This window comes from Arthrobacter sp. IK3, from assembly GCF_051337705.1.
Classification (GTDB): domain Bacteria; phylum Actinomycetota; class Actinomycetes; order Actinomycetales; family Micrococcaceae; genus Arthrobacter_B; species Arthrobacter_B koreensis.
This window is the reverse complement of sequence record NZ_JBPPSW010000002.1, coordinates 240,282-258,607: the sequence shown is the minus strand read 5'-3', so window position 1 is coordinate 258,607 and position 18,326 is coordinate 240,282. Positions and strand designations below refer to the sequence as shown.

General features: G+C 66.7%; 16 protein-coding genes. 7 read left to right on the top strand and 9 right to left on the bottom strand.

Annotated features, from left to right (window positions below; translation table 11 throughout):
- Window positions 1–55: 55 nt before the first annotated feature.
- From ACSLGO_RS03885 to ACSLGO_RS03875, 3 genes are all read right to left on the bottom strand, one after another.
- Window positions 56–949, bottom strand: a complete 894-nt coding sequence (locus ACSLGO_RS03885) for a spermidine synthase (protein ID WP_091600747.1) — start codon at window positions 947–949, stop codon at window positions 56–58.
- 121 nt (window positions 950–1,070) lie between these two features.
- On the bottom strand, window positions 1,071–1,421 hold the full coding sequence (locus tag ACSLGO_RS03880) for a thiamine-binding protein (RefSeq protein WP_091600748.1): 351 nt from the start codon (window positions 1,419–1,421) through the stop codon (window positions 1,071–1,073).
- Between the two features lie 61 nt (window positions 1,422–1,482).
- Window positions 1,483–3,015, bottom strand: a complete 1,533-nt coding sequence (locus ACSLGO_RS03875; RefSeq protein WP_091600749.1) for an amino acid permease — start codon at window positions 3,013–3,015, stop codon at window positions 1,483–1,485.
- Window positions 3,016–3,169: 154 nt separating this feature from the next.
- On the opposite strand from ACSLGO_RS03875, the gene pta reads away from it, so the two are divergent.
- The 4 genes from pta (at window position 3,170) to ACSLGO_RS03855 (ending at window position 8,240) form a co-directional block, all read left to right on the top strand.
- Complete coding sequence (pta, locus tag ACSLGO_RS03870) at window positions 3,170–5,242, top strand: phosphate acetyltransferase (RefSeq protein ID WP_436399970.1); 2,073 nt, start codon at window positions 3,170–3,172, stop codon at window positions 5,240–5,242.
- Window positions 5,243–6,376, top strand: a complete 1,134-nt coding sequence (locus ACSLGO_RS03865; RefSeq protein WP_263127983.1) for an acetate/propionate family kinase — start codon at window positions 5,243–5,245, stop codon at window positions 6,374–6,376.
- Window positions 6,377–6,533: 157 nt separating this feature from the next.
- Window positions 6,534–6,923 (top strand): hypothetical protein, encoded by a 390-nt coding sequence (locus ACSLGO_RS03860; protein WP_263127982.1) that lies wholly within the window; start codon window positions 6,534–6,536, stop codon window positions 6,921–6,923.
- Between the two features lie 132 nt (window positions 6,924–7,055).
- Window positions 7,056–8,240 carry a zinc-dependent alcohol dehydrogenase gene (locus ACSLGO_RS03855; RefSeq protein WP_263127981.1) on the top strand — a complete coding sequence of 395 codons (1,185 nt, stop codon included), beginning with the start codon at window positions 7,056–7,058 and terminating at the stop codon, window positions 8,238–8,240.
- 70 nt (window positions 8,241–8,310) lie between these two features.
- Here ACSLGO_RS03855 and ACSLGO_RS03850 read toward each other — a convergent pair whose 3' ends face one another.
- From ACSLGO_RS03850 to ACSLGO_RS03840, 3 genes are read right to left on the bottom strand one after another with little or no spacing between them, the layout of a single operon-like run.
- On the bottom strand, window positions 8,311–8,706 hold the full coding sequence (locus ACSLGO_RS03850; RefSeq protein WP_091600754.1) for a hypothetical protein: 396 nt from the start codon (window positions 8,704–8,706) through the stop codon (window positions 8,311–8,313).
- Window positions 8,703–10,556, bottom strand: coding sequence for a glycoside hydrolase family 15 protein (locus ACSLGO_RS03845; RefSeq protein ID WP_325786343.1), 1,854 nt, complete (start codon window positions 10,554–10,556; stop codon window positions 8,703–8,705). Before ACSLGO_RS03845 ends, ACSLGO_RS03850 begins: the two co-directional genes overlap by 4 nt.
- A 14-nt stretch (window positions 10,557–10,570) precedes the next feature.
- Window positions 10,571–11,452: a glycerophosphodiester phosphodiesterase gene (locus tag ACSLGO_RS03840; protein ID WP_436399968.1), complete on the bottom strand. Its 882-nt coding sequence runs from the start codon at window positions 11,450–11,452 to the stop codon at window positions 10,571–10,573.
- A gap of 241 nt (window positions 11,453–11,693) precedes the next feature.
- Here ACSLGO_RS03840 and ACSLGO_RS03835 point away from each other — a divergent pair, with 241 nt between their 5' ends.
- The gene (locus ACSLGO_RS03835; protein ID WP_436400019.1) at window positions 11,694–12,899 is read left to right on the top strand and encodes a DUF445 domain-containing protein; all 1,206 of its coding nucleotides are present in this window, start codon (window positions 11,694–11,696) and stop codon (window positions 12,897–12,899) included.
- 12 nt (window positions 12,900–12,911) lie between these two features.
- Here the strand turns inward: ACSLGO_RS03835 and ACSLGO_RS03830 are convergent, their stop codons facing one another.
- The 3 genes from ACSLGO_RS03830 to ACSLGO_RS03820 form a co-directional block, all read right to left on the bottom strand.
- Window positions 12,912–13,667, bottom strand: a complete 756-nt coding sequence (locus ACSLGO_RS03830; protein ID WP_436399966.1) for a hypothetical protein — start codon at window positions 13,665–13,667, stop codon at window positions 12,912–12,914.
- A 141-nt stretch (window positions 13,668–13,808) separates the two neighbouring features.
- Window positions 13,809–14,075, bottom strand: a complete 267-nt coding sequence (locus ACSLGO_RS03825) for a GlsB/YeaQ/YmgE family stress response membrane protein (protein WP_091600759.1) — start codon at window positions 14,073–14,075, stop codon at window positions 13,809–13,811.
- Between the two features lie 149 nt (window positions 14,076–14,224).
- Window positions 14,225–14,872, bottom strand: a complete 648-nt coding sequence (locus ACSLGO_RS03820; RefSeq protein ID WP_436399964.1) for an alpha/beta hydrolase — start codon at window positions 14,870–14,872, stop codon at window positions 14,225–14,227.
- A 149-nt stretch (window positions 14,873–15,021) separates the two neighbouring features.
- Here ACSLGO_RS03820 and ACSLGO_RS03815 point away from each other — a divergent pair, with 149 nt between their 5' ends.
- Together ACSLGO_RS03815 and ACSLGO_RS03810 are read left to right on the top strand one after the other, a co-directional pair.
- Complete coding sequence (locus tag ACSLGO_RS03815; RefSeq protein WP_436399962.1) at window positions 15,022–16,083, top strand: 1-phosphofructokinase family hexose kinase; 1,062 nt, start codon at window positions 15,022–15,024, stop codon at window positions 16,081–16,083.
- Complete coding sequence (locus ACSLGO_RS03810) at window positions 16,083–18,326, top strand: PTS fructose transporter subunit IIABC (RefSeq protein ID WP_436399960.1); 2,244 nt, start codon at window positions 16,083–16,085, stop codon at window positions 18,324–18,326. The genes ACSLGO_RS03815 and ACSLGO_RS03810 overlap by 1 nt, the downstream gene beginning before the upstream one ends.

The following is an 18,326-nucleotide window of genomic DNA, read 5'->3' as shown; positions in this document are numbered from 1 at the left end:
AGGTGCCCCTGCCGGTTCGGCGGGGGCACCTTTTTGTGGACCTGCGCCAGGCACCTCAGGTGGGCTGCTGCGCTCCGCTGCTGCCGGCGTCGCCCATTCCCGGATCATGGATAACGGCTGAGCCGCGGCCGAAGGACCGCACTTTCGGGTCGTCCCAGAGGTGGGCCGGCATCGCCCCGCCCAGCAGCGTACGCGGCAGCGAGGCGTCCCCGGCGAAGGGAACGTCCGAACCGGCGATGATGATGTTGCCGTAGCGCCTGCCCTTGAGCATCGCCGGATCCGCGACGATGGCGGTGTGCCGGAAGGCGGAGGCAATCGTCGCCGCTTCCCGCCGGGCAGTCAACAGGTCCGGTGAGTCTCCGCAGTTGACCACGTACAGGCCGTCCGCCGCCAGGACGCGCTTGGCGTGGACCAGGAACTCGGCCGAAGTGAGAGGGACCGGGGTCTGGTCCCCGGCGAAGACGTCGCGGATGATCAGGTCCCGGCTGTCGGTGCTGAGGGATTCGGTGACTTCCCGGGCTTCACCCACGCGCAAGCGCATCAGCGGGGCGCGCGGAAGATCGAACCAGCCGCGCACCAGTTCGGCCAGTTTTCCGTCCAGTTCGACGACGACCTGCCGGGCAGCGGGGTAGGCGTCCGCGAAGTAGCGCGCCATGGAGCATGCGCCCCCGCCCAGATGCAGCGCCCGGAGTTTGGTGTCCGCGGGGAACCGGGATTCGACCAGGGCCGCGATCCAGCGCATGTACTCGAAATCCAGCTCACGGGGATCGGCCAGGTCGATGTGAGAGGAATGCACACCGTTGATCTTCAGCAGCCAGCCAGTGGAGGAGAACTGGTCCGGGAGCAGTTCGCAGGTTCCGGTGTCGATCTCATAGCGTCCTGCCACCGGACCGTTTCCGGTGGCAGAAGCTTCACTGGGGGTACCTTTGCCGGGACGCTGGCGGCCCATCAGGAAACAGCCGGGGGAAGGTGGGTGGGGCTCATGCTTCAAGCTTAGGCTTCGGGCGGCTGGTCTCAGATCCGGACAACCAGGACGCCCCCGGGACACCGACGGTCCCGGGGGCGGGGGGCTAGGAGTGGCCCCGGTATTCGTCCTCGGCCGCGAGCACCTGTTCCAGCCGCTCAACCTTGCCGGTGAGTTCTCCGGTGTGCCCCGGGCGGATGTCCGCCTTGAGCACCAGGGAAACCCGGCTTCCGTACCGGCCCACGGCTTCGGTGGCACGGCGGATCACATCCATGACCTCATCCCATTCACCTTCGATCGTGGTGAACATGGCGTCCGTGCGGTTCGGCAGGCCGGACTGGCGGACGATTTTGACGGCGGCGGCAACGGCGTCGTGCACCGAGGCATCCGCGGACGGACCTCCGGGACCTGTTTCGGGGCCGACACCGGACGGGGCAACTGAGAAGGCTACTAGCATGCGCCCAGTCTGCCACCGGAGGCAGCGAACCTGAACTGTTCCGCCGCGCGGCGGACCAGGACTACTGCTCCGAGGGTGCCTGCGGTGCGGCCGCGGTGGCACCTCCGGCCGGCAGCGCTTCGGCGTTCTTCGGATTCAGCCGGGAACGGCGCCGTCCGTAAACGAAGTACAGCAGGAAGCCGAACGCCAGCCAGAACAGGAAGTAAATCCAGGTTTCAACGGACAGGTTGGTCATCAGGTACACGCACAGGATGGTGGACAGCACCGGAAGCACCGGGCCGAACGGCACCCGGAAGGCGGGCTTGAGGTCCGGGCGCTTGCGGCGCAGCACCAGCACGCCGGCGCTGACCACCACGAACGCGGAGAGCGTGCCGATGTTGATCATTTCCTCCAGCACATCCACCTGCGTAAAGCCGGCCACCAGGGCCACCAGGACGCCGCAGAGGATCTGCAGGCGGGCCGGCGTGGAGTGCTTGGAACTGGTCCGGGACAGTGTGCGGGGCAGCAGCCCGTCGCGGGACATGGCCAGCACCACGCGGGCCAGGCCCATCAGCAGCACCATGATCACCGTGGTCAGGCCGATCAGCGAGCCGATGGCGATCACCTGCGCAGCGCCGGTGTTGCCCACCAGGCTGAAGGCCGTAGCCAGGTTGGGTGCTTCAACCGAGGCGAGCTCGGTGTAGGAGACCATGCCGGTCAGTGCCAGGGAGACGCCGATGTACAGGGCGGTGACAACGGCCAGGCCGGCGAAGATGCCGCGGGGCAGGGTGCGTCCGGGATTCTTGACCTCTTCCGCGGACGTGGCAACGACGTCGAACCCAATGAAGGCGAAGAACACCACTGCCGCACCCGCAAAGACACCCAGCACGCCGTACTGGGCCGGGGCTGCGCCGGTCATGAAGGAGAAGAGCGACTGCGCCATCACACCCTCGGTACCGGCAGATTCGGTGGAAACCGCATCCGGAATGAACGGGGTGTAGTTCTCGAAGTCGATGTAAAAGAACCCGACCACGATCACGAACAGCACGACGCCGATCTTGACCAGCGTGAAGATGTTGCCAACGCGGGCGGAGAGCTTGGTGCCCATCACGAGCAGCACGGTGAAGAGAGCCACGATCAGGAACGGGCCCCAGGTCATGTCCACCGGGCCGAGGGAAATGGTGGGCGGAATGTCCCAGCCGATCAGCCCAAAGACCTCACTGAGGTAGATCCCCCAGTACTTGGCGATCACGGCCGCAGCCGTGAAGAGTTCAAGGATGAGGTTCCAGCCGATGATCCAGGCGATCAGCTCGCCCATGGTGGCGTACGTGAAGACGTACGCGGAACCGGCAACCGGGATGGCCGTGGCGAACTCCGCGTAGCACATGATCGCCAGGGCGCAGGTGACGGCGGCAAGGATGAAGGACAGCGTGACTGCCGGACCGGAGAACTGGGCGGCGGCTTTGGCTCCGACGGAGAAGATGCCGGCGCCCACGGCCACGGCCACGCCCATGATCATCAGGTCCCACGTGGTCAGGGACCGTTTGAGGCGTCTGCCCTCCTCATCGGCGTCTGCGAGTGATTGCTCAATTGGCTTGGTGCGGAACAGGCTCACTTGCTTTGGTCCTTGCTGTGGGGGATGCCAGGAACGGTCATTAGAAGGCCGCGGGTACAAGTGTAAACGCACGCTGCTGGCTAAGTGCAGTTGGCTTTGCAAGTATGGATTAAGCCTGTCTGTGCGGGCACCTTCCTACAGAACGGACATCGCCATGGCCCGAGGAATCTACGTGAGCGCCATGACTCCGGGATCCGGCAAGTCCCTGATCAGCCTTGGCCTCGCGGACATGCTCCAGCGGCACGCGGACCGGATCGGCTTCTTCCGCCCGATCGTGGAGGGCACCGACCGCGACAATGATCCGATGGTGCGGCTGATGCAGCGCCGCTTCGACCTGAGCACCTCAAACTGCCGCGGCGGGCTGACCCGCCAGGAGCTGCGCGCGCTGCTGGTTGCCGGAGAACGCGGCGAGGTGGATGCCCGCTGCCTGGCTGTCTACAGCGAAATCGCGGCGAACTGTGACGTGGTGATCGTGGAGGGTACGGACCTTTCAGGGCACGACGTCGCCCTGGAATTCGATCTCAACGCACGCCTTGCGAACAACCTCGGTGCCATGGTCATGGCGGTGGTGAACGCCCAGGACCTGGGCGTGGAAGAGGTAGCGGACGCCGTTGACGTGGCCCGCCGCGAACTCGCCGCCGCCAAGTGCGATCTGCTGGCCGTCATGGTGAACCGTGCCGGCGAAGACGCCGTCGATGACCTGCGTGCCCATGTCCGGCCTGGGGCCTCCCACCGTCCGGTCTACGTCCTGCCGGAACTGCCCGAGATCTCCCAGCCCTCAGTCTCCGAGGTGGCCAGGGCGCTCACCGCCCGGCAGATTGCCGGCAGCCGTTCGCTGGAACGCGACGTCACCGGGGTGAAGGTGGCTGCGATGACGGTGGGGAACTTCATCGGACAGCTGGCAGACGGCTCGCTGGTGATCGCACCCGGTGACCGGGCGGATGTGATGGTGGCAGCGCTGGCATCCTCCTTCTCCTCCGAGTTCCCGGTCCCCAGCGGCATGATCCTCACCGGCGGCCTTCCCCTGGAGGCCGGGATCCTGGCCCTTCTGGCCCAGGCGCCGTTCCCGGTCTTCGCCGTTGACTCGGACACGTATGCCGCAGCACGGGACGTGAGCAACGTCCGCGGCGAAATCGCTACGGGCCAGCCGCGCAAGGTGGCAGCGGCGCTGGGCGTCTGGTCCCGCTACGTGGACGAAGCCGAACTGCTCGAACGCCTGGAGCTTCCCCGCCCGGAGAAGACGACGCCGCTGCGGTTCCTGAACGAGCTGATTGTCCGGGCCCGCACCAAGCGGCAGCACATTGTCCTGCCCGAAGGCCTGGACGTACGGATCCTTCGCGCGGCCGAGATCCTGCGGCGCCGCGACGTATGTGCCCTGACCCTGCTGGGGCCTGCTGACGAAGTGCGGGAGCTGGCCGCCAGCGAAGGCATTGACCTCAGCGGAATCACCGTGATCAACCCGGCAACCAGCGGGATGCGGGACGATTTCGCGCGGGAGTACCAGCAGCTGCGGGCCAGGAAGGGCGTGACCTTCGAGGACGCCGCTGAACGTATGCTCCAGGGCGCATACTTTGGCACCATGATGGTGAAGCTGGGCAGGGTAGACGGAATGGTGTCCGGCGCGGCCCACACCACGGCCAACACCATCCGGCCGGCGCTGGAATTCATCCGCACCCGCGAGAACGTGCAGATTGTCTCCTCCGTGTTCCTGATGCTGCTCCAGGACCGCGTGCTGGTTTACGGCGACTGTGCGGTAAATCCGGAACCGGACACCGCGCAGCTCGCGGACATTGCCCTGGCCTCCGCGGCCACGGCTGAGCAGTTCGGTATTACGCCGCGGGTCGCCATGCTCTCCTACTCCACGGGCGCTTCCGGCAAGGGGGACTCGGTGGAGAAGGTACGCGAGGCCACTGAACTGGTCCGCAAGGCCCGGCCGGAGCTGCCGGTGGAGGGTCCCATCCAGTACGACGCCGCGGTTGACGCTTCGGTAGCGGCGTCCAAGGCCCCCGGATCCACTGTGGCCGGCCAGGCCACGGTGTTCATCTTCCCGGACCTGAATACCGGCAACAACACGTACAAGGCAGTCCAGCAGTCCGCGGGCGCGGTGGCAGTCGGCCCGATCCTGCAGGGACTGCGCAAACCGGTCAACGACCTTTCCCGCGGCTGCACTGTCGACGACATCGTCAACACAGTGGCCATCACCGCCGTCCAGGCGCAGGAGGACTAAATGCTGGTTCTAGTGGTCAACTCCGGATCCTCGTCCCTGAAGTACCAGGTGCGGGACACGGATACCCGCGAGGTTGTGGCCAAGGGCCTCATTGACCGTATTGGCGGCCAGGAGGTCCCGGACCATCACGAGGCACTGGTTCGGCTGCACCGGGATGTCGCGGAAGCCCTGGACGGAAAGTCCATTGACGCCGTCGGGCACCGCGTGGTCCACGGCGGCGAGCGCTTCAGCCAGCCGGTCCTGGTGGACAACGAGATCACCCGCACCATCGAGCGCCTCAGCCCGCTGGCTCCGCTGCACAATCCGGCCAGTGCCATGGGCATCCGCGCGGTAGCCGACCTGTATCCGGATATCCCGCAGGTGGCAGTCTTTGACACGGCGTTCCACCGCACCCTTCCCCAGCGCGCGTGGCGCTACGCCATTCCGCAGTCCCTGTACCGGCGCTACGGAATCCGCCGCTACGGCTTCCACGGGACCAGCTGTGACTATGTGAGCGGGCTCGCCGCGGATTTCCTGGGTGTGCCGGTGGAAAATTTCGACGCCGTGATCGCCCACCTGGGCAACGGCGCTTCCGTCACGGCCCTCAAGGACGGCCGGAGCATCGACACATCCATGGGCTTCACACCCATGGCCGGGCTGGTCATGGGAACCCGGTCCGGGGACATCGACCCGTCCATCCTGGTGTTCCTGGGCCGGGAGGGCTACGGTCCGGATGACATCGACAACCTGCTGAACCGGGAATCCGGGCTCCTGGCACTGGGCGGCGCGGCAGATATGCGTGAGGTGGAACAGGAGGCCGCCGCCGGCAATGAGCAGGCACGGCTGGCCCTCGAAATAGCCGCCTACCGGCTGGCGAAGTACATCGGCGCCTACCACGTGGCCGTGGGAGGAGCGAAGGCCATCGTCTTCACTGCCGGGATCGGTGAGAACGCCGATGAATTCAGGGCACAGGTGGTGGACCTGCTCGGAGCCCTGAATGTGCGCCTTGACCCGGAGGCCAACGCAGTGCGCTCGAAAGAGGTCCGCAGGATCAGTTCCGCGGATTCAGCCATCGACGTGCTGGTGGTCCCAACGGATGAAGAGGAAGCGATCGCGGAGGCAACCGTGGACACGGTGCTGGCCGCGGGACGCTGATAACCACTCCGGACACCGGAGCACCGCAACCCTGCCGGCGGATACCGGTCCATTCCCGCTGAGGAGCCCCTCCGAAGGCGACACGGCCCGCCGTCCGTTGCTATATTTCAGGTCAGGTTAAGCAGAGGCCGCGGATTCTCTTGTACGTGGAGCTGGCATGGAGCACACCCTGCGGGTACTGGTACGAATCGACACGAAGACCTCATCCGCCTGCATCGAAGTACGTGGATGCCTGGTGCCGGAAAACTGCGGCGACCTGATCGGCATCCTTCGGCATACCGCCGCGCTGGGCGCCCATCTGGTAGTGAACCTCTCCCGCGCCTCCCATTTGGACGTGCTGGCCCTGGACGAGCTGCTCGCCCGGGCAGACGAAGTACCCTCACAGCCGATTGCCGGCGGACACACCACGGTGTCGGTGCAGATTCCGGAACGGCTGCCCGCATGCCTTCCGCCGGTGCCGGCGCACGCGAACCCCCTGGACAATGAACTGGCCTTCGAGCTGGCATTCCTGCAGCGCAGCACTGCGGTTTTCCGCCGTCCGGGATAGCGCCCGTCCGCACCGCCGGGGCACCTTTCCAACCCGCCGGCCGAAATCCGCCGCGCCGAAAAAATTGTCAGCAGGCTTACGAATTTGGCACGATAGGAGAACCCATCCCTCAGCAACCAGCAGGAGGTCAGCATGAAAGCAGTTACGTGGCAGGGCAAGCGGAAGGTCAGCGTCGAAGAAGTTCCGGATCCGGTGATCCAGGAACCCACCGATGCGATCATTCGGATCACCTCCACCGCACTGTGCGGCTCGGACCTTCACCTCTATGAGGTCCTTGGCCCCTACATGAATGCGGGGGACATCGTGGGCCATGAACCGATGGGCATCGTGGAAGAGGTCGGCAGCGCCGTCACCAACCTCAAGCGCGGCGACCGTGTGGTGATCCCCTTCCAGATCGCCTGCGGCAAATGCTTCATGTGCCGCCAGGGGCTGCAGACGCAGTGCGAGGTCACCCAGGTACGCGAAAAGGGTTCCGGAGCGGCACTGTTCGGTTACTCCGAGCTCTACGGCTCGGTTCCGGGCGGCCAGGCTGAGTTCCTGCGCGTTCCGCACGCTGACTACGGTCCCATCAAGGTCAGCTCCGAGGGCCCGGATGACAAGTACCTCTTCCTCTCCGACATCCTTCCCACCGCCTGGCAGGGCGTGCAGTACGCCAACGTGCCCGACGGCGGCACCCTCGCCGTCTACGGGCTGGGCCCTGTGGGCCAGTTCGCCGCGCGGATCGGCACCCACCTGGGCTACCGGGTCATCGGCATCGAGCCGGAAGCTGAGCGCCGTGAAATGGCGGCCCGCCATGGCGCCGAGGTGGTGGACTTCTCCAAGGACCTTGGCGACCAGCTCCGCGACATGACCGATGGACGCGGGCCGGACTCGGTAGTGGACGCCGTGGGCATGGAGGCACACGGTTCCCATGCCGGTGCCTTCGCCCAGGCAGCGGTGGGACTGCTGCCTGACGCCCTGGCGCAGAAGGCAATGGAAACGGCGGGCACCGACCGCCTCGCCGTCCTGCACAGTGCAATCGACACGGTGCGGCGCGGCGGCACTATTTCGCTGAGCGGCGTCTACGGCGGCACAGCAAGCCCCATGCCGCTGATGACCATGTTCGACAAGCAGCTGAACTTCCGCATGGGCCAGGCCAACGTGAAGCGCTGGATCGATGACCTGCTGCCGCTGGTCGAGGACTCCGCGGATCCGCTGGGCGTCACGGACCTGGTCACGCACCGGGCCGGCCTGGAGGCCGCTCCGGAACTCTACGAGAAGTTCCAGAAGAAGGAAGACGGCTGCATCAAGGTGGTCTTCCAGCCCGGCCTGAACTAGGTCGGAGCTTAAAAGGCTGTTCCCGTCCGGAATTCCGGACGGGAACAGCCTTTTCTGCGCTGTGGAGGCCCTAGCTTCGCAGGCTCCACGCCCAGCGGATGAGGGGAAGCTGCAGGGGCAGGCGCAGGGTGTGGACCAGCTTCTCCCGGTCCGAACCCCGTTCTCCGTAGGCGCGTTCAAGGGCACTGAGGTGCCCGGCGATGAACGCCACGTACATCAGGGCCGTCCCGGTGGCGGCCGCACGCCGGGTAGCGGGCAGCAGCAACGCACCGGCGGCGGCTGCCTCGATGGCTCCGCTGGCCTGGATCCACTGGCTGCGCGTGAGCACCCCGAAGCGGCCTCCCTTGTCCCGGCAGATGCTCCGGGGCACCACCGAAGCGTAGAACCCGGGGTTGCGGAAATGGTTGACGGCGCTGGCGGTGAGGAGGGCAGCCATGGCGGCGGCGGAGAGTTTCTGGTTGGTCATGGGCTGCTTTCCATCTCTTTGGCGGGCTGGGCACTACGGACGCGCTGTTCTGCTTCCGCCGCATGGATGGCATCCGCCGCGCGGACCAGGGCCAGATGCGAGAAGGCCTGCGGATAGTTGCCCGCCATGCGCCCGTTCACTGTGTCATATTCCTCACTCAGCAGCCCAACTTCATTGGCGTAGCCCACCAGCTGGTCCATCAGCCGGATCGCCTCGTCCAGCCGCCCGGTGTAGGCGTATTGCTCCACCAGCCAGAAACTGCACGCCAGGAAGGGGTTCTCCCCTGGTTCCAGCCCGTCAACACCTGTCCCGGTGCGGTAGCGCAGCAGCAGCCCCTGCTCGTTGAGCAGCTCCCGCTCCAGGAATGCCACGGTCCCGAGCATCCGCGGATCGTTGTAGTCCAGGAAACCGACGTGGGTGAGCTGCAGCAGGGACGCGTCCGCCTCGCAGGACCCGTAGCTCTGGACGAAGGTGTTCCGGGCAGTGTCGAAGCCGCGGTCCATAATTTCCTTGCGCAGCCCGTCGCGGAGGGCCTCCCACAGCTCCACCGGCCCGTCCATGGCTTTTCCCCGGGCAGCCTGCGCGGCGCGGTCGAATGCCGCCCACATCATGACCCGTGAATGGGTGAAGAAGCCGGGCTCTCCCCGCACCTCCCAGATTCCATGGTCCGGTTCCTCCATGTGCCGCTCCAGGAAACCCAGCAGGGCACGCTGCAGCGGCCACGAGAAGCTGTCCTCGGCCACCCCCCTGTCCCGCATCCGGGCCAGGGCCACCATCACCGTGCCAACGACGTCGGCCTGGTACTGCTCCACGGCGCCGTTGCCGAGCCGAACCGGGAGCGAACCCGCGTAGCCGGGGAACTGGGGAAGGATCCGCTCAGGCAGCTCGCGCCCTCCATCCACGGCGTACATGATCTGAAGGTCGTCCGGGTCTCCTGCAACCGCCCGCAGGAGCCAGTTCCGCCAGTGCTCGGCTTCGGCGTCGTACCCGTGGGTCATCATCGCTTCGAGGGTCAGGGCGGCGTCCCGCAGCCAGCAGTACCGGTAATCCCAGTTCCGGGAGCCGCCGTATTCCTCCGGCAGGGACATGGTGGGTGCTGCGACGATTCCGCCGGTGTCCTCATGGGTCAGTGCCCGCAGGACCAGCAGCGAGCGCCGGACCGGCAGCTGGTAGCGCTCCCGGTCAACGCAGAGCCCCGCCCAGCCCTGCCAGTATGCGGCGGTGCGGGCCAGCCCTGCGTCGATGTCCACTTCCCCGGGAGTCTCCCGGTGCGAGGGATACCAGAGCAGCTCCAGGTCCACGGTCTCACCTGCCCGGACCAGGAACTCGCCGGTGTGCCGGTGGTCGCTGCCGTGCGGGATATTGCCGCCGTACAGCACCATGGCGCTGGGCCCGGCGATGCAGAGCAGCCGTTCGACGCCGTCCACCTTCTCCCGGCGCATCCAGGGCACCGTGGTTCCGTAGTTGAACCGGACTTCCAGCTCCTGCCGCATCAGCACGGCACCGCTCAGTCCTTCCACCCGCCGGACTACGGAGGCACGCCGGTCCTTCACGGGCATGAAGTCCGTCACGAGTACCTCACCGCCGTCAGTGCGCCAGCGGGTCTGCAGGATGAAGGTGGACTCCAGGTATTCCCGGCGCAGCACCCTGGCCCCGGTCTCCTCCGGGGCTACCAGCCACCGCCCGTGGTCCTGGGTGCCAAGCAGCGCGCCGAAGACCGACGGCGAATCGAACCGCGGAAGGCACAGCCAGTCGATACTTCCGGACCGGGACACCAGGGCGCCGGTGTGGAGGTCCGAAATCAGGGCGTAGTCCTCGATTGGAGTGGCCATTGCACCACTCAACCACAGGCCTGCCGTGAGGCCTACGGCTTCGGCGCTGCGGTTTGGTTGAGTCCGGCGAGGATGCCGCGCATCCGGGCGGGATAGTTCGTGGTGAATTCCCGGACTCCCAGAGCGTAGGCGAACTCCGCATCCGCGGGCTCGTCCACCGTCCAGGCCCGTACCGTGCGGCCGGCCTTCACCCACTCCGAAACGAGCCCCGGATTCGCGTGGAGGAATTCAACGCCCGGACCTGCGATTCCCGCTGTCCCGGAAGCGAGCAGTGCCTTGCCTTCGGCCAGCCCTGATTCAAGCACCGTCCGGGCGTCGCTGCCTTCCGGCAGCACCGCTGACGCTTCCGCTATGGCCGCGGCATCGACGTCGGACACCAGCTGGCACACAAACCGTGCCTCCACGCTGCGGCGCAGGTGGGCAACGGACTCCGGGCTGAAGCTCATGAAGCTGACGTGGATATTGGCCAGGCGGGACGTGCCCGCATCCCAGCCCCTGGCAGCCAGGAGCGAAAGGACGGTGTCCTCCAGCTTCAGGCCGAACGGCCCCGGCTGCTTGAATTCAACGGCCAGTCCCACATCCCGTCCTGCCCCCAGGAGCAGGTCCAGCAGTTCGTCCAGGGTGAGGAACTGCTCCGCTGCGCCGCCCCTGTCCGCCGGAATGTCCACGCCCTTCCACGTGCTGAAGTCCAGGCCCCGGAGCTGCTCGAGGGTGTAGCCGGAAACCGGCCCGGTGCCGTTGGAGGTGCGGTCCAGCACCGAGTCGTGGAGCAGGACCGGCTGAAGGTCCGAGCTGAGGTGGACATCGCACTCGACGCCGTCCGCGCCTTCCTGGAGCGCCTGCAGGTACGCGGCCCGCGTATGCTCGGCATACTGTCCGCTGGCTCCGCGGTGGGCGTAGATCTGGGGCTGCACGTGTGGCCTTTCGCTCGGGTACGGCCTCCACGCTACGTGAGCACCCCTGAACCGTACTGCAGGCGCCGCCCATGCAGCGTGGCGCCGAGGCCGGGCTGCTGATTAGATGGCAGTGCGGAGACACACGCGGACTTCCCGCGCACCGGGAGACCGGCACCGCAACCGAGCTGGGACTGGAGGAGCGCCGGTGAGCACACCGCTGCTGGAAAAGGATGCCGTTAAAGCCGCGGCACTGCGCCGCATGAAGCTGGTGGCCACCGGGCTGCTGGTGCTTCTGGGCATCATCTTCGTGATTGCGTTCGCGCTCCAGGACCGTTATCCGTGGCTGCAGTACGTCCGGGCTGCCGCAGAAGGCGGAATGGTGGGCGCCCTGGCCGACTGGTTCGCGGTGACGGCCCTCTTCAAGCACCCGCTGGGCCTGAAGATCCCGCACACTGCGATCATTCCGCGCAACAAGGACCAGATTGGCGCCACCCTCGGCGACTTCGTGGAGGACAATTTCCTCTCCGACGAGGTGGTCAAGACCAAGCTCGATTCGATCGGCATAGCCCAGCGCGCCGGTGCCTGGCTGTCCCGGTCCGAGGGCGCCGAGCGGGTTGCCACCGAGGGCGCAGCTGCGATCCGCGGCATTCTCAGGGTCCTGGATGATGAGGCCGTGCGGGACGTCCTGGAGTCCATGTTCCGGCGCCACGTGGTGGATGTTCCCTGGGGTCCGCCCGTGGGACGCATGGCCGAGCGAATCTTCGAAGAGGGCCACCACCATCAGCTCGTGGACCTGCTGGTGGACAGCCTCAATGACTGGGTGCACCAGAACCCGGAGGTGGTGGCCCGGCTGGTAGCCGAGCGGTCGCCGTCGTGGGTTCCCAGCTTCCTCGATGACCTGGTGGGAGACCGGGTACAGGTGGAGCTCGGCCGGTTCCTGGACGCCGTACAGGACGACCCAAACCACCAGGTCCGCCGCTCACTGGATGAGTATCTCCGCGGCCTCGCCTCTGACCTGCAGCACGATCCCGGGGCCATGGCCAAGGCGGAGCGGATCAAGGAACAGGTGCTCGATGATCCCCGCGTGAAGGAACTCATGGCACAGACCTGGGCCACCATCAAGGGCGCGCTGGCCAACGCCGTGGATGACCCGGACAGCGAGCTCACCGCCAACTTCAAGTCTGCTGTCCAGGACTTCGGGACCCGGCTGGTGGCTGAACCCGAACTCGCCGCGAAGGTCAACGCCTACGTGGGCGACGCCGCCGGCTACCTGGTGCGGACGTACCGCAAGGATATTGCCGGCGTCATCACCGAAACCGTTGAACGCTGGGACGCCCAGGAGACGTCGGAGAAGATTGAGCTGCAGGTGGGCAAGGACCTGCAGTTCATCCGCATCAACGGAACGGTAGTGGGTTCGCTGGCAGGACTGGCCATCTTCTCGGTGGCCCACGCCATCTTCGGCTAGCGCACAGCCGGGTTAGCTGCGTTCGCTGCTGCGGCTGTCCGGCAGATCCATGATTTCAGCGGCGAGTTCTCCGGGAATGCTATCGGGTGCTTCGCCGAAGGCCCGGTGCGCAGCCTTGATCACCGAGCGGCCCATGGTGTAGTTGCCGGCACCGCCAATCACGGCACCGACGCCCAGGGGCAGCGCACGTCCCACGATCACGGATCCCTGCCGGGCGAGCATCTTCTTGAGGAACTGCTTGCGGATAGTGGAGCCGATGCTGCCGAGCATGCCCGAGGACGCCCCGCCCAGCGCGCTCCCCCAGGGCTGGCCCTTGCTGAGCTGCTGCATCATGGCCGTTCCCTCTTCGCCGAGCATGATCGCCATGACTACGGTGCGGGACCGGTCCGGGTCCTGCAGGCGCACGCCGTGCAGCTCAGCCACGGACTGGGCGTACAGCGCCGTCGCTTCCAGGAAGCCAACGGTGGCTGCCACTGAAAGCCCCAGGGCCGCTGCGGTGCCAACTGCCGGAACAATCGCAGTGGCGCCAACCGCTGCTCCCCCGCCGGAGACTGCGGCGAGGTAGTGGTGCTCCAGGATCTTCACCAGCTCTGCGGCCGACGCATTCGGGTGCTTGCGCTGCAGCCGCCGAATGTTGGCCAGGACCAGGGGCCGCTGGACCTCAACGGCCCGCTCGATGCCCCTGGCAATGTGGGTCTTGGGACGGCCGTCGCGGTCAAAGACGGCACCGCCGGCAAGCCGGAGTGCGCTGTTGGTCTTGAAGCCCATGGATGCTCCTTAGGTAGTGCCGGACACAGGGTCCGGGCGGCCGCTCGTCCAGCCTACGTGACTGGGCTTAACCGGAACGGGCCCACGGAATAGCTTCCGTGGGCCCGTTCGTGGCTGCGGGCGCTGCCCGCATGCTGCTTACTAAGCGCGGGCGCCGCGCTTGGTGATCATGCCGTAAACCAGCAGCACGATGATCGAGCCGACAATGGCTACGAGCCAGGTCTGGATCGAGAAGAATTCTTCGAGGCCGACGCCGAAGATCGCGTTGCCAATGAAACCGCCCAGCAGGGCGCCTACGACGCCGAGGACCATAGTGATGATGATGCCGCCGCCCTGGCGGCCCGGGAGCAGTGCCTTAGCAATGGCGCCTGCAATGAGTCCCAGAATAAGGAAACCGATGATACCCATGAGAATGCTCCTTGCTGTGTGAGTGACTGGTGAAAGTCTGCGTGGCCTGTGGGCCGCGCTTTCCATAAGCGTACTTCATAAGCATGCTTACGCGCAGCCGTTTTCACATATTCAAGAAGTGCCGGAAAACATCATGCCTAGTCAGAGCGCTAATAAGGGGCCTTATTTTTTTCTGTCGAGAGGGCAAAAGCGCGCAGGAAGATGCCCACGTCCCGCATTTCGTCAGGGCCGATCCGGTGGCCCATGTCAGGGTAGGTGCGCGCGGTGAGGAGCGTGTTTGCTTCCAGCCACCGCTCTGCCTCGGCAACGGCGTCCGCATGGATCACCCAGTCCGCACGGTCCCGCCCCCAGAAGAAGGGCACCGGCCGGGCCAGCGGTTCTGCCATCGCCAGCAGCTCGCTGCGCACAACAAACCCGGACAGCCCAACCACACACGTGAACTCCTCCGGGCGCAGCCGCAGGGCGGTCACCGCCATCGCCATTCCCTGGGAGAATCCCAGCAGGGAGACACCGCTGAAATTTCCCTGCTGCTTGAGTTCGGAAACCGTGCTGAGGAGGCTGCTTCCCGCCGCCAGGACGTCCGCTTCGTCCGATTCCAGCATCGGGTCCAGGAGGAACCATCCACTGCGTCCGCCGACGTCGAATGGACCCCTGAGCGCGGCGCCGGTAATACCCTCCGGCAGATGCGGGAAGAGGGGCGTCAGGGCGGACTCGTCAGATCCGTAGCCGTGCAGCATGACAAGCAGGTGGGTTCCGCCGCGGGCGTCTTCCGGGGCGGACCAGGTAACCGGATGCATGCCCCCAGCCTAGGTGCCGCAGGGCACCTCCGGCGTTTGTGCCGCGCAGCCGCCGGCGGGCCGCTGCCCCATTGCATTTGGCCTGACCGGGAACCTACCGTTGCAGACAGCGCATAGCCGTGCGTCGGGGCCACTGAATGCGGGGGCACATGTACGCAGGAACGAACCGGGGCGCCATCGTGACGCTCACAGCCAATCCGAGCCTTGACCGGACCATCGAGCTGTCAGGGGTACTTCTCCGCGGTGCCGTGCAGCGGGCCGCGGGGGTCCACGAAGAGCCCGGCGGAAAGGGCGTCAACGTTTGCCGGGCCCTTGCAGCGTCCGGCGTTCCTGCCGTGGCCGTGCTGCCGGGGGACAATGCCGATCCGGTGATACAGGCGCTTCGAACCACGGGCATCGCCCACCGCAACCTGCCCATCGGTTCCCCGCTCCGGGCCAATCTCACGCTCACCGAACCGGACGGCACCACCACGAAGGTCAACCTCCCCGGGCCGGAACTCGGCGCTGCTGTGCAGGAGTCCCTGCTGGCCCTTGCTATTGACGCCTGCGGCGGGCCGGAGGGAACCAACCCCGCAGGATGGCTGGTCCTGGCGGGCTCGCTTCCGCCGGGTGTTCCGGCGGACTACTACGCGGTGGTAGCCCATGCCCTGCGTGCACGGTTCAACGCCGCAGCGCCGCTGCTGGCCATCGATTCCTCCGGCCCTCCCCTGCTGGGTGCCCTGCTGCACGACGCCGCGCCTGACCTGCTCAAGCCCAACGGGGAAGAACTCTCCGAAGTCACCGGCGTCGCCACTGGCGATGCGCTGGAAGCGGATCCGTCCCTGGCCGCCGGCGCCGCCATGACTTTGGTTGAACGCGGAGTTGGGGCGGTCCTGGCCACCCTGGGTGCCCGGGGCGCGCTCCTGGTAACGGCCGACGGCGCGTGGCTGGCAACACGCCCGCCAGTTACCCCAAAGTCCACGGTTGGCGCCGGGGATTCATCGCTGGCCGGCTACCTGCTGGCCCACACTGAGGGACGGACACCGCCCGAGTGCCTCCGCCAGGCGGTAGCGCACGGCGCGGCCGCGGCTTCCCTGCCGGGAACCACCGTGCCTTCCCTCGACCAAACGGATCCCGGAGCCGTAACCGTGACCCCCCTTGAACTGCATCCGGTGCCTGCTTCAAGCACCGGACGCGGACCGGTTACACCCACGCCGAAGGAGCATTCCTGATGTCAGAGCTAATCGCCCCGGAGCTGGTCACCCTTGACCAGGACCTCGGCGGCACCCGCGAAACGGTCATCCGCCATCTGGCTGAAAAGGTGGTTGCCGCAGGCCGGGCCACCACACTGGAAGAGCTGTTCGCCGATGCCATGGCCAGGGAAAACAAAACGGCTACCGGAGTCCCGGGCGGAATCGCCATTCCGCACTGCCGTTCAGCAGCCGTGACCCAGGCATCCCTGGTGATGGCCCGGTTGAAGCCCCCGGTGGACTGGGGCGCGAAGGACGGTCCGGCGGACATCGTCTTCTTCATCGCAGCGCCGGAGGGCGCAGACCAGGAGCACCTCCAGCTGCTGGCAAAGCTGGCACGGTCCCTGATCAAGAAGGACTTCACGGCGTCCCTGCGCAGTGTGGAAACACCACAGGCAATCGTCGAGCTCGTGGACGGCGCACTGGGGCTTGGCCCGGTGCCGGAAACGGGCCAGTCCGGCACCGCGGCGGCTTCGGCGTCAGACTCCGCCCCGGCAGGAGCAGGTTCCGGCACCTCCGGCGCCACCGCAGCCGGTGCCGCGGCAGGTGCAGCCGGTGCCGCGGCCGCGGGGGCCGGAGGAGCACACCGGGGTGCCCACGCCGAAAGCGCAGGCAGCGAGGGACCCGCCGGTCAGCGCAGTGGCGGCGAGCGCGCCGGCGAGGTGCACGACGGCGGCGGGACGGCGACGTCGGGAGAGGCCCCCGCGTCGGCAACGGGCACTGCACCCGGACGCCTGGTGGCCGTAACGGCCTGCCCCACCGGAATTGCGCACACCTACATGGCCGCAGACTCCCTCGCTGCCGCAGCGGCGGAGCGCGGGATCGACCTGCAGGTTGAGACGCAGGGTTCGGCGGGCTCCACCCCGCTTGATCCCGAGGTCATTAGGAACGCGGATGCGGTGATCTTCGCCGTGGACGTCGATGTCCGGGACAAGGGCCGCTTCGCCGGAAAACCGGTGGTCAGCGGCCCGGTAAAGCGCGGCATCGATGAACCCGGAGTGATGATCGACGAGGCGCTGGCGGCGGCCAAGGACCCAAATGCCCGAAAGGTTACCGGCGGCGGAGGGACGGGCGGAGAAGAACGCGGTTCCGCCGGCGGTGAGAGCTTCGGCGGCCAGCTGAAGCGGGCCCTGCTCACCGGCGTCAGCTACATGATTCCGTTCGTTGCCGGCGGCGGCCTGCTGATCGCACTCGGCTTCCTGCTGGGCGGCTACGAGCTGTCCCTTTCCAATGACGAAGGCGTTGCCAACGGTGACATCCTGCTGGACGGGACGAGCATCTTCTCGCTTCCCCCGGACGGGCTGCTGGCTTATCTGGGCGCGGTGTTCTGGAAGATCGGCAACATTTCGCTCGGATTCCTGGTCCCGGCCCTGGCCGGGTACATCGCCTACGCCCTGGCTGACCGTCCGGGCATCGCGCCCGGCTTCACCGCCGGCGCCGTCGCGCTCTACATGGACGCCGGGTTCCTCGGCGGCATTGCGGGAGGCCTGCTGGCCGGGTACGTGGCAATGTGGGTGGGCGGCTGGAAGGTGCCAAGCTGGCTGCGCGGACTGATGCCCGTGGTCATCATCCCGCTCATCGCCTCACTCATAGCCTCCGGCCTGCTGCTGCTGGTGCTCGGCGGACCCATCGCCGCCCTCACGCTGGCCCTGAACGACTGGCTTTCCGGACTCACGGGCGTCGCAGCCATTGGCCTGGGCGTGATCCTCGGCCTGATGATGGGTGCGGACCTCGGCGGCCCCATCAACAAGGTGGCCTACGCCTTCGCAGTCGCCGGGCTCGGTGAGGGCGCCTTCGACAACCAGGCACCCTGGCAGATCATGGCCGCCGTCATGGCAGCCGGCATGGTTCCCCCGCTGGGCATGGCCCTTGCCACCGTTCTGGACAAGACCCAGTTCAGCATGGCGCTGCGGGAGAACGGCAAGGCCGCATGGGTCCTGGGCGCCGCCTTCATTTCCGAAGGCGCCATTCCGTTCGCCGCGTCGGATCCGCTGCGGGTGATCCCGTCCACCATGATCGGCGGCGCTGTTGCAGGCGGAATCTGCATGGCCGCGGGAGTGACCTCGCAGGCACCGCACGGCGGAATCTTCGTCTTCTTCGCCATCGGGAACTTCTTTATGTTCGTCGTGGCTATTCTTGCCGGTATGGTCGCCAGCGCACTGGTCCTGGTGGGGCTCAAACGCCTCACCGGATCGAAGAAGGCGGAGGAACCCGTTGTTGCCTAG

Coding starts and splice junctions, on each gene's coding strand:
- ACSLGO_RS03885 (WP_091600747.1), bottom strand. CDS start 949: ATGGGCCGCCAGCGTCCCGGCAAAGGTACCCCCAGTGAAGCTTCTGCC.
- ACSLGO_RS03880 (WP_091600748.1), bottom strand. CDS start 1,421: ATGCTAGTAGCCTTCTCAGTTGCCCCGTCCGGTGTCGGCCCCGAAACA.
- pta (WP_436399970.1), top strand. CDS start 3,170: ATGGCCCGAGGAATCTACGTGAGCGCCATGACTCCGGGATCCGGCAAG.
- ACSLGO_RS03865 (WP_263127983.1), top strand. CDS start 5,243: ATGCTGGTTCTAGTGGTCAACTCCGGATCCTCGTCCCTGAAGTACCAG.
- ACSLGO_RS03860 (WP_263127982.1), top strand. CDS start 6,534: ATGGAGCACACCCTGCGGGTACTGGTACGAATCGACACGAAGACCTCA.
- ACSLGO_RS03855 (WP_263127981.1), top strand. CDS start 7,056: ATGAAAGCAGTTACGTGGCAGGGCAAGCGGAAGGTCAGCGTCGAAGAA.
- ACSLGO_RS03850 (WP_091600754.1), bottom strand. CDS start 8,706: ATGACCAACCAGAAACTCTCCGCCGCCGCCATGGCTGCCCTCCTCACC.
- ACSLGO_RS03835 (WP_436400019.1), top strand. CDS start 11,694: ATGAAGCTGGTGGCCACCGGGCTGCTGGTGCTTCTGGGCATCATCTTC.
- ACSLGO_RS03830 (WP_436399966.1), bottom strand. CDS start 13,667: ATGGGCTTCAAGACCAACAGCGCACTCCGGCTTGCCGGCGGTGCCGTC.
- ACSLGO_RS03825 (WP_091600759.1), bottom strand. CDS start 14,075: ATGGGTATCATCGGTTTCCTTATTCTGGGACTCATTGCAGGCGCCATT.
- ACSLGO_RS03820 (WP_436399964.1), bottom strand. CDS start 14,872: ATGCATCCGGTTACCTGGTCCGCCCCGGAAGACGCCCGCGGCGGAACC.
- ACSLGO_RS03815 (WP_436399962.1), top strand. CDS start 15,022: ATGTACGCAGGAACGAACCGGGGCGCCATCGTGACGCTCACAGCCAAT.
- ACSLGO_RS03810 (WP_436399960.1), top strand. CDS start 16,083: ATGTCAGAGCTAATCGCCCCGGAGCTGGTCACCCTTGACCAGGACCTC.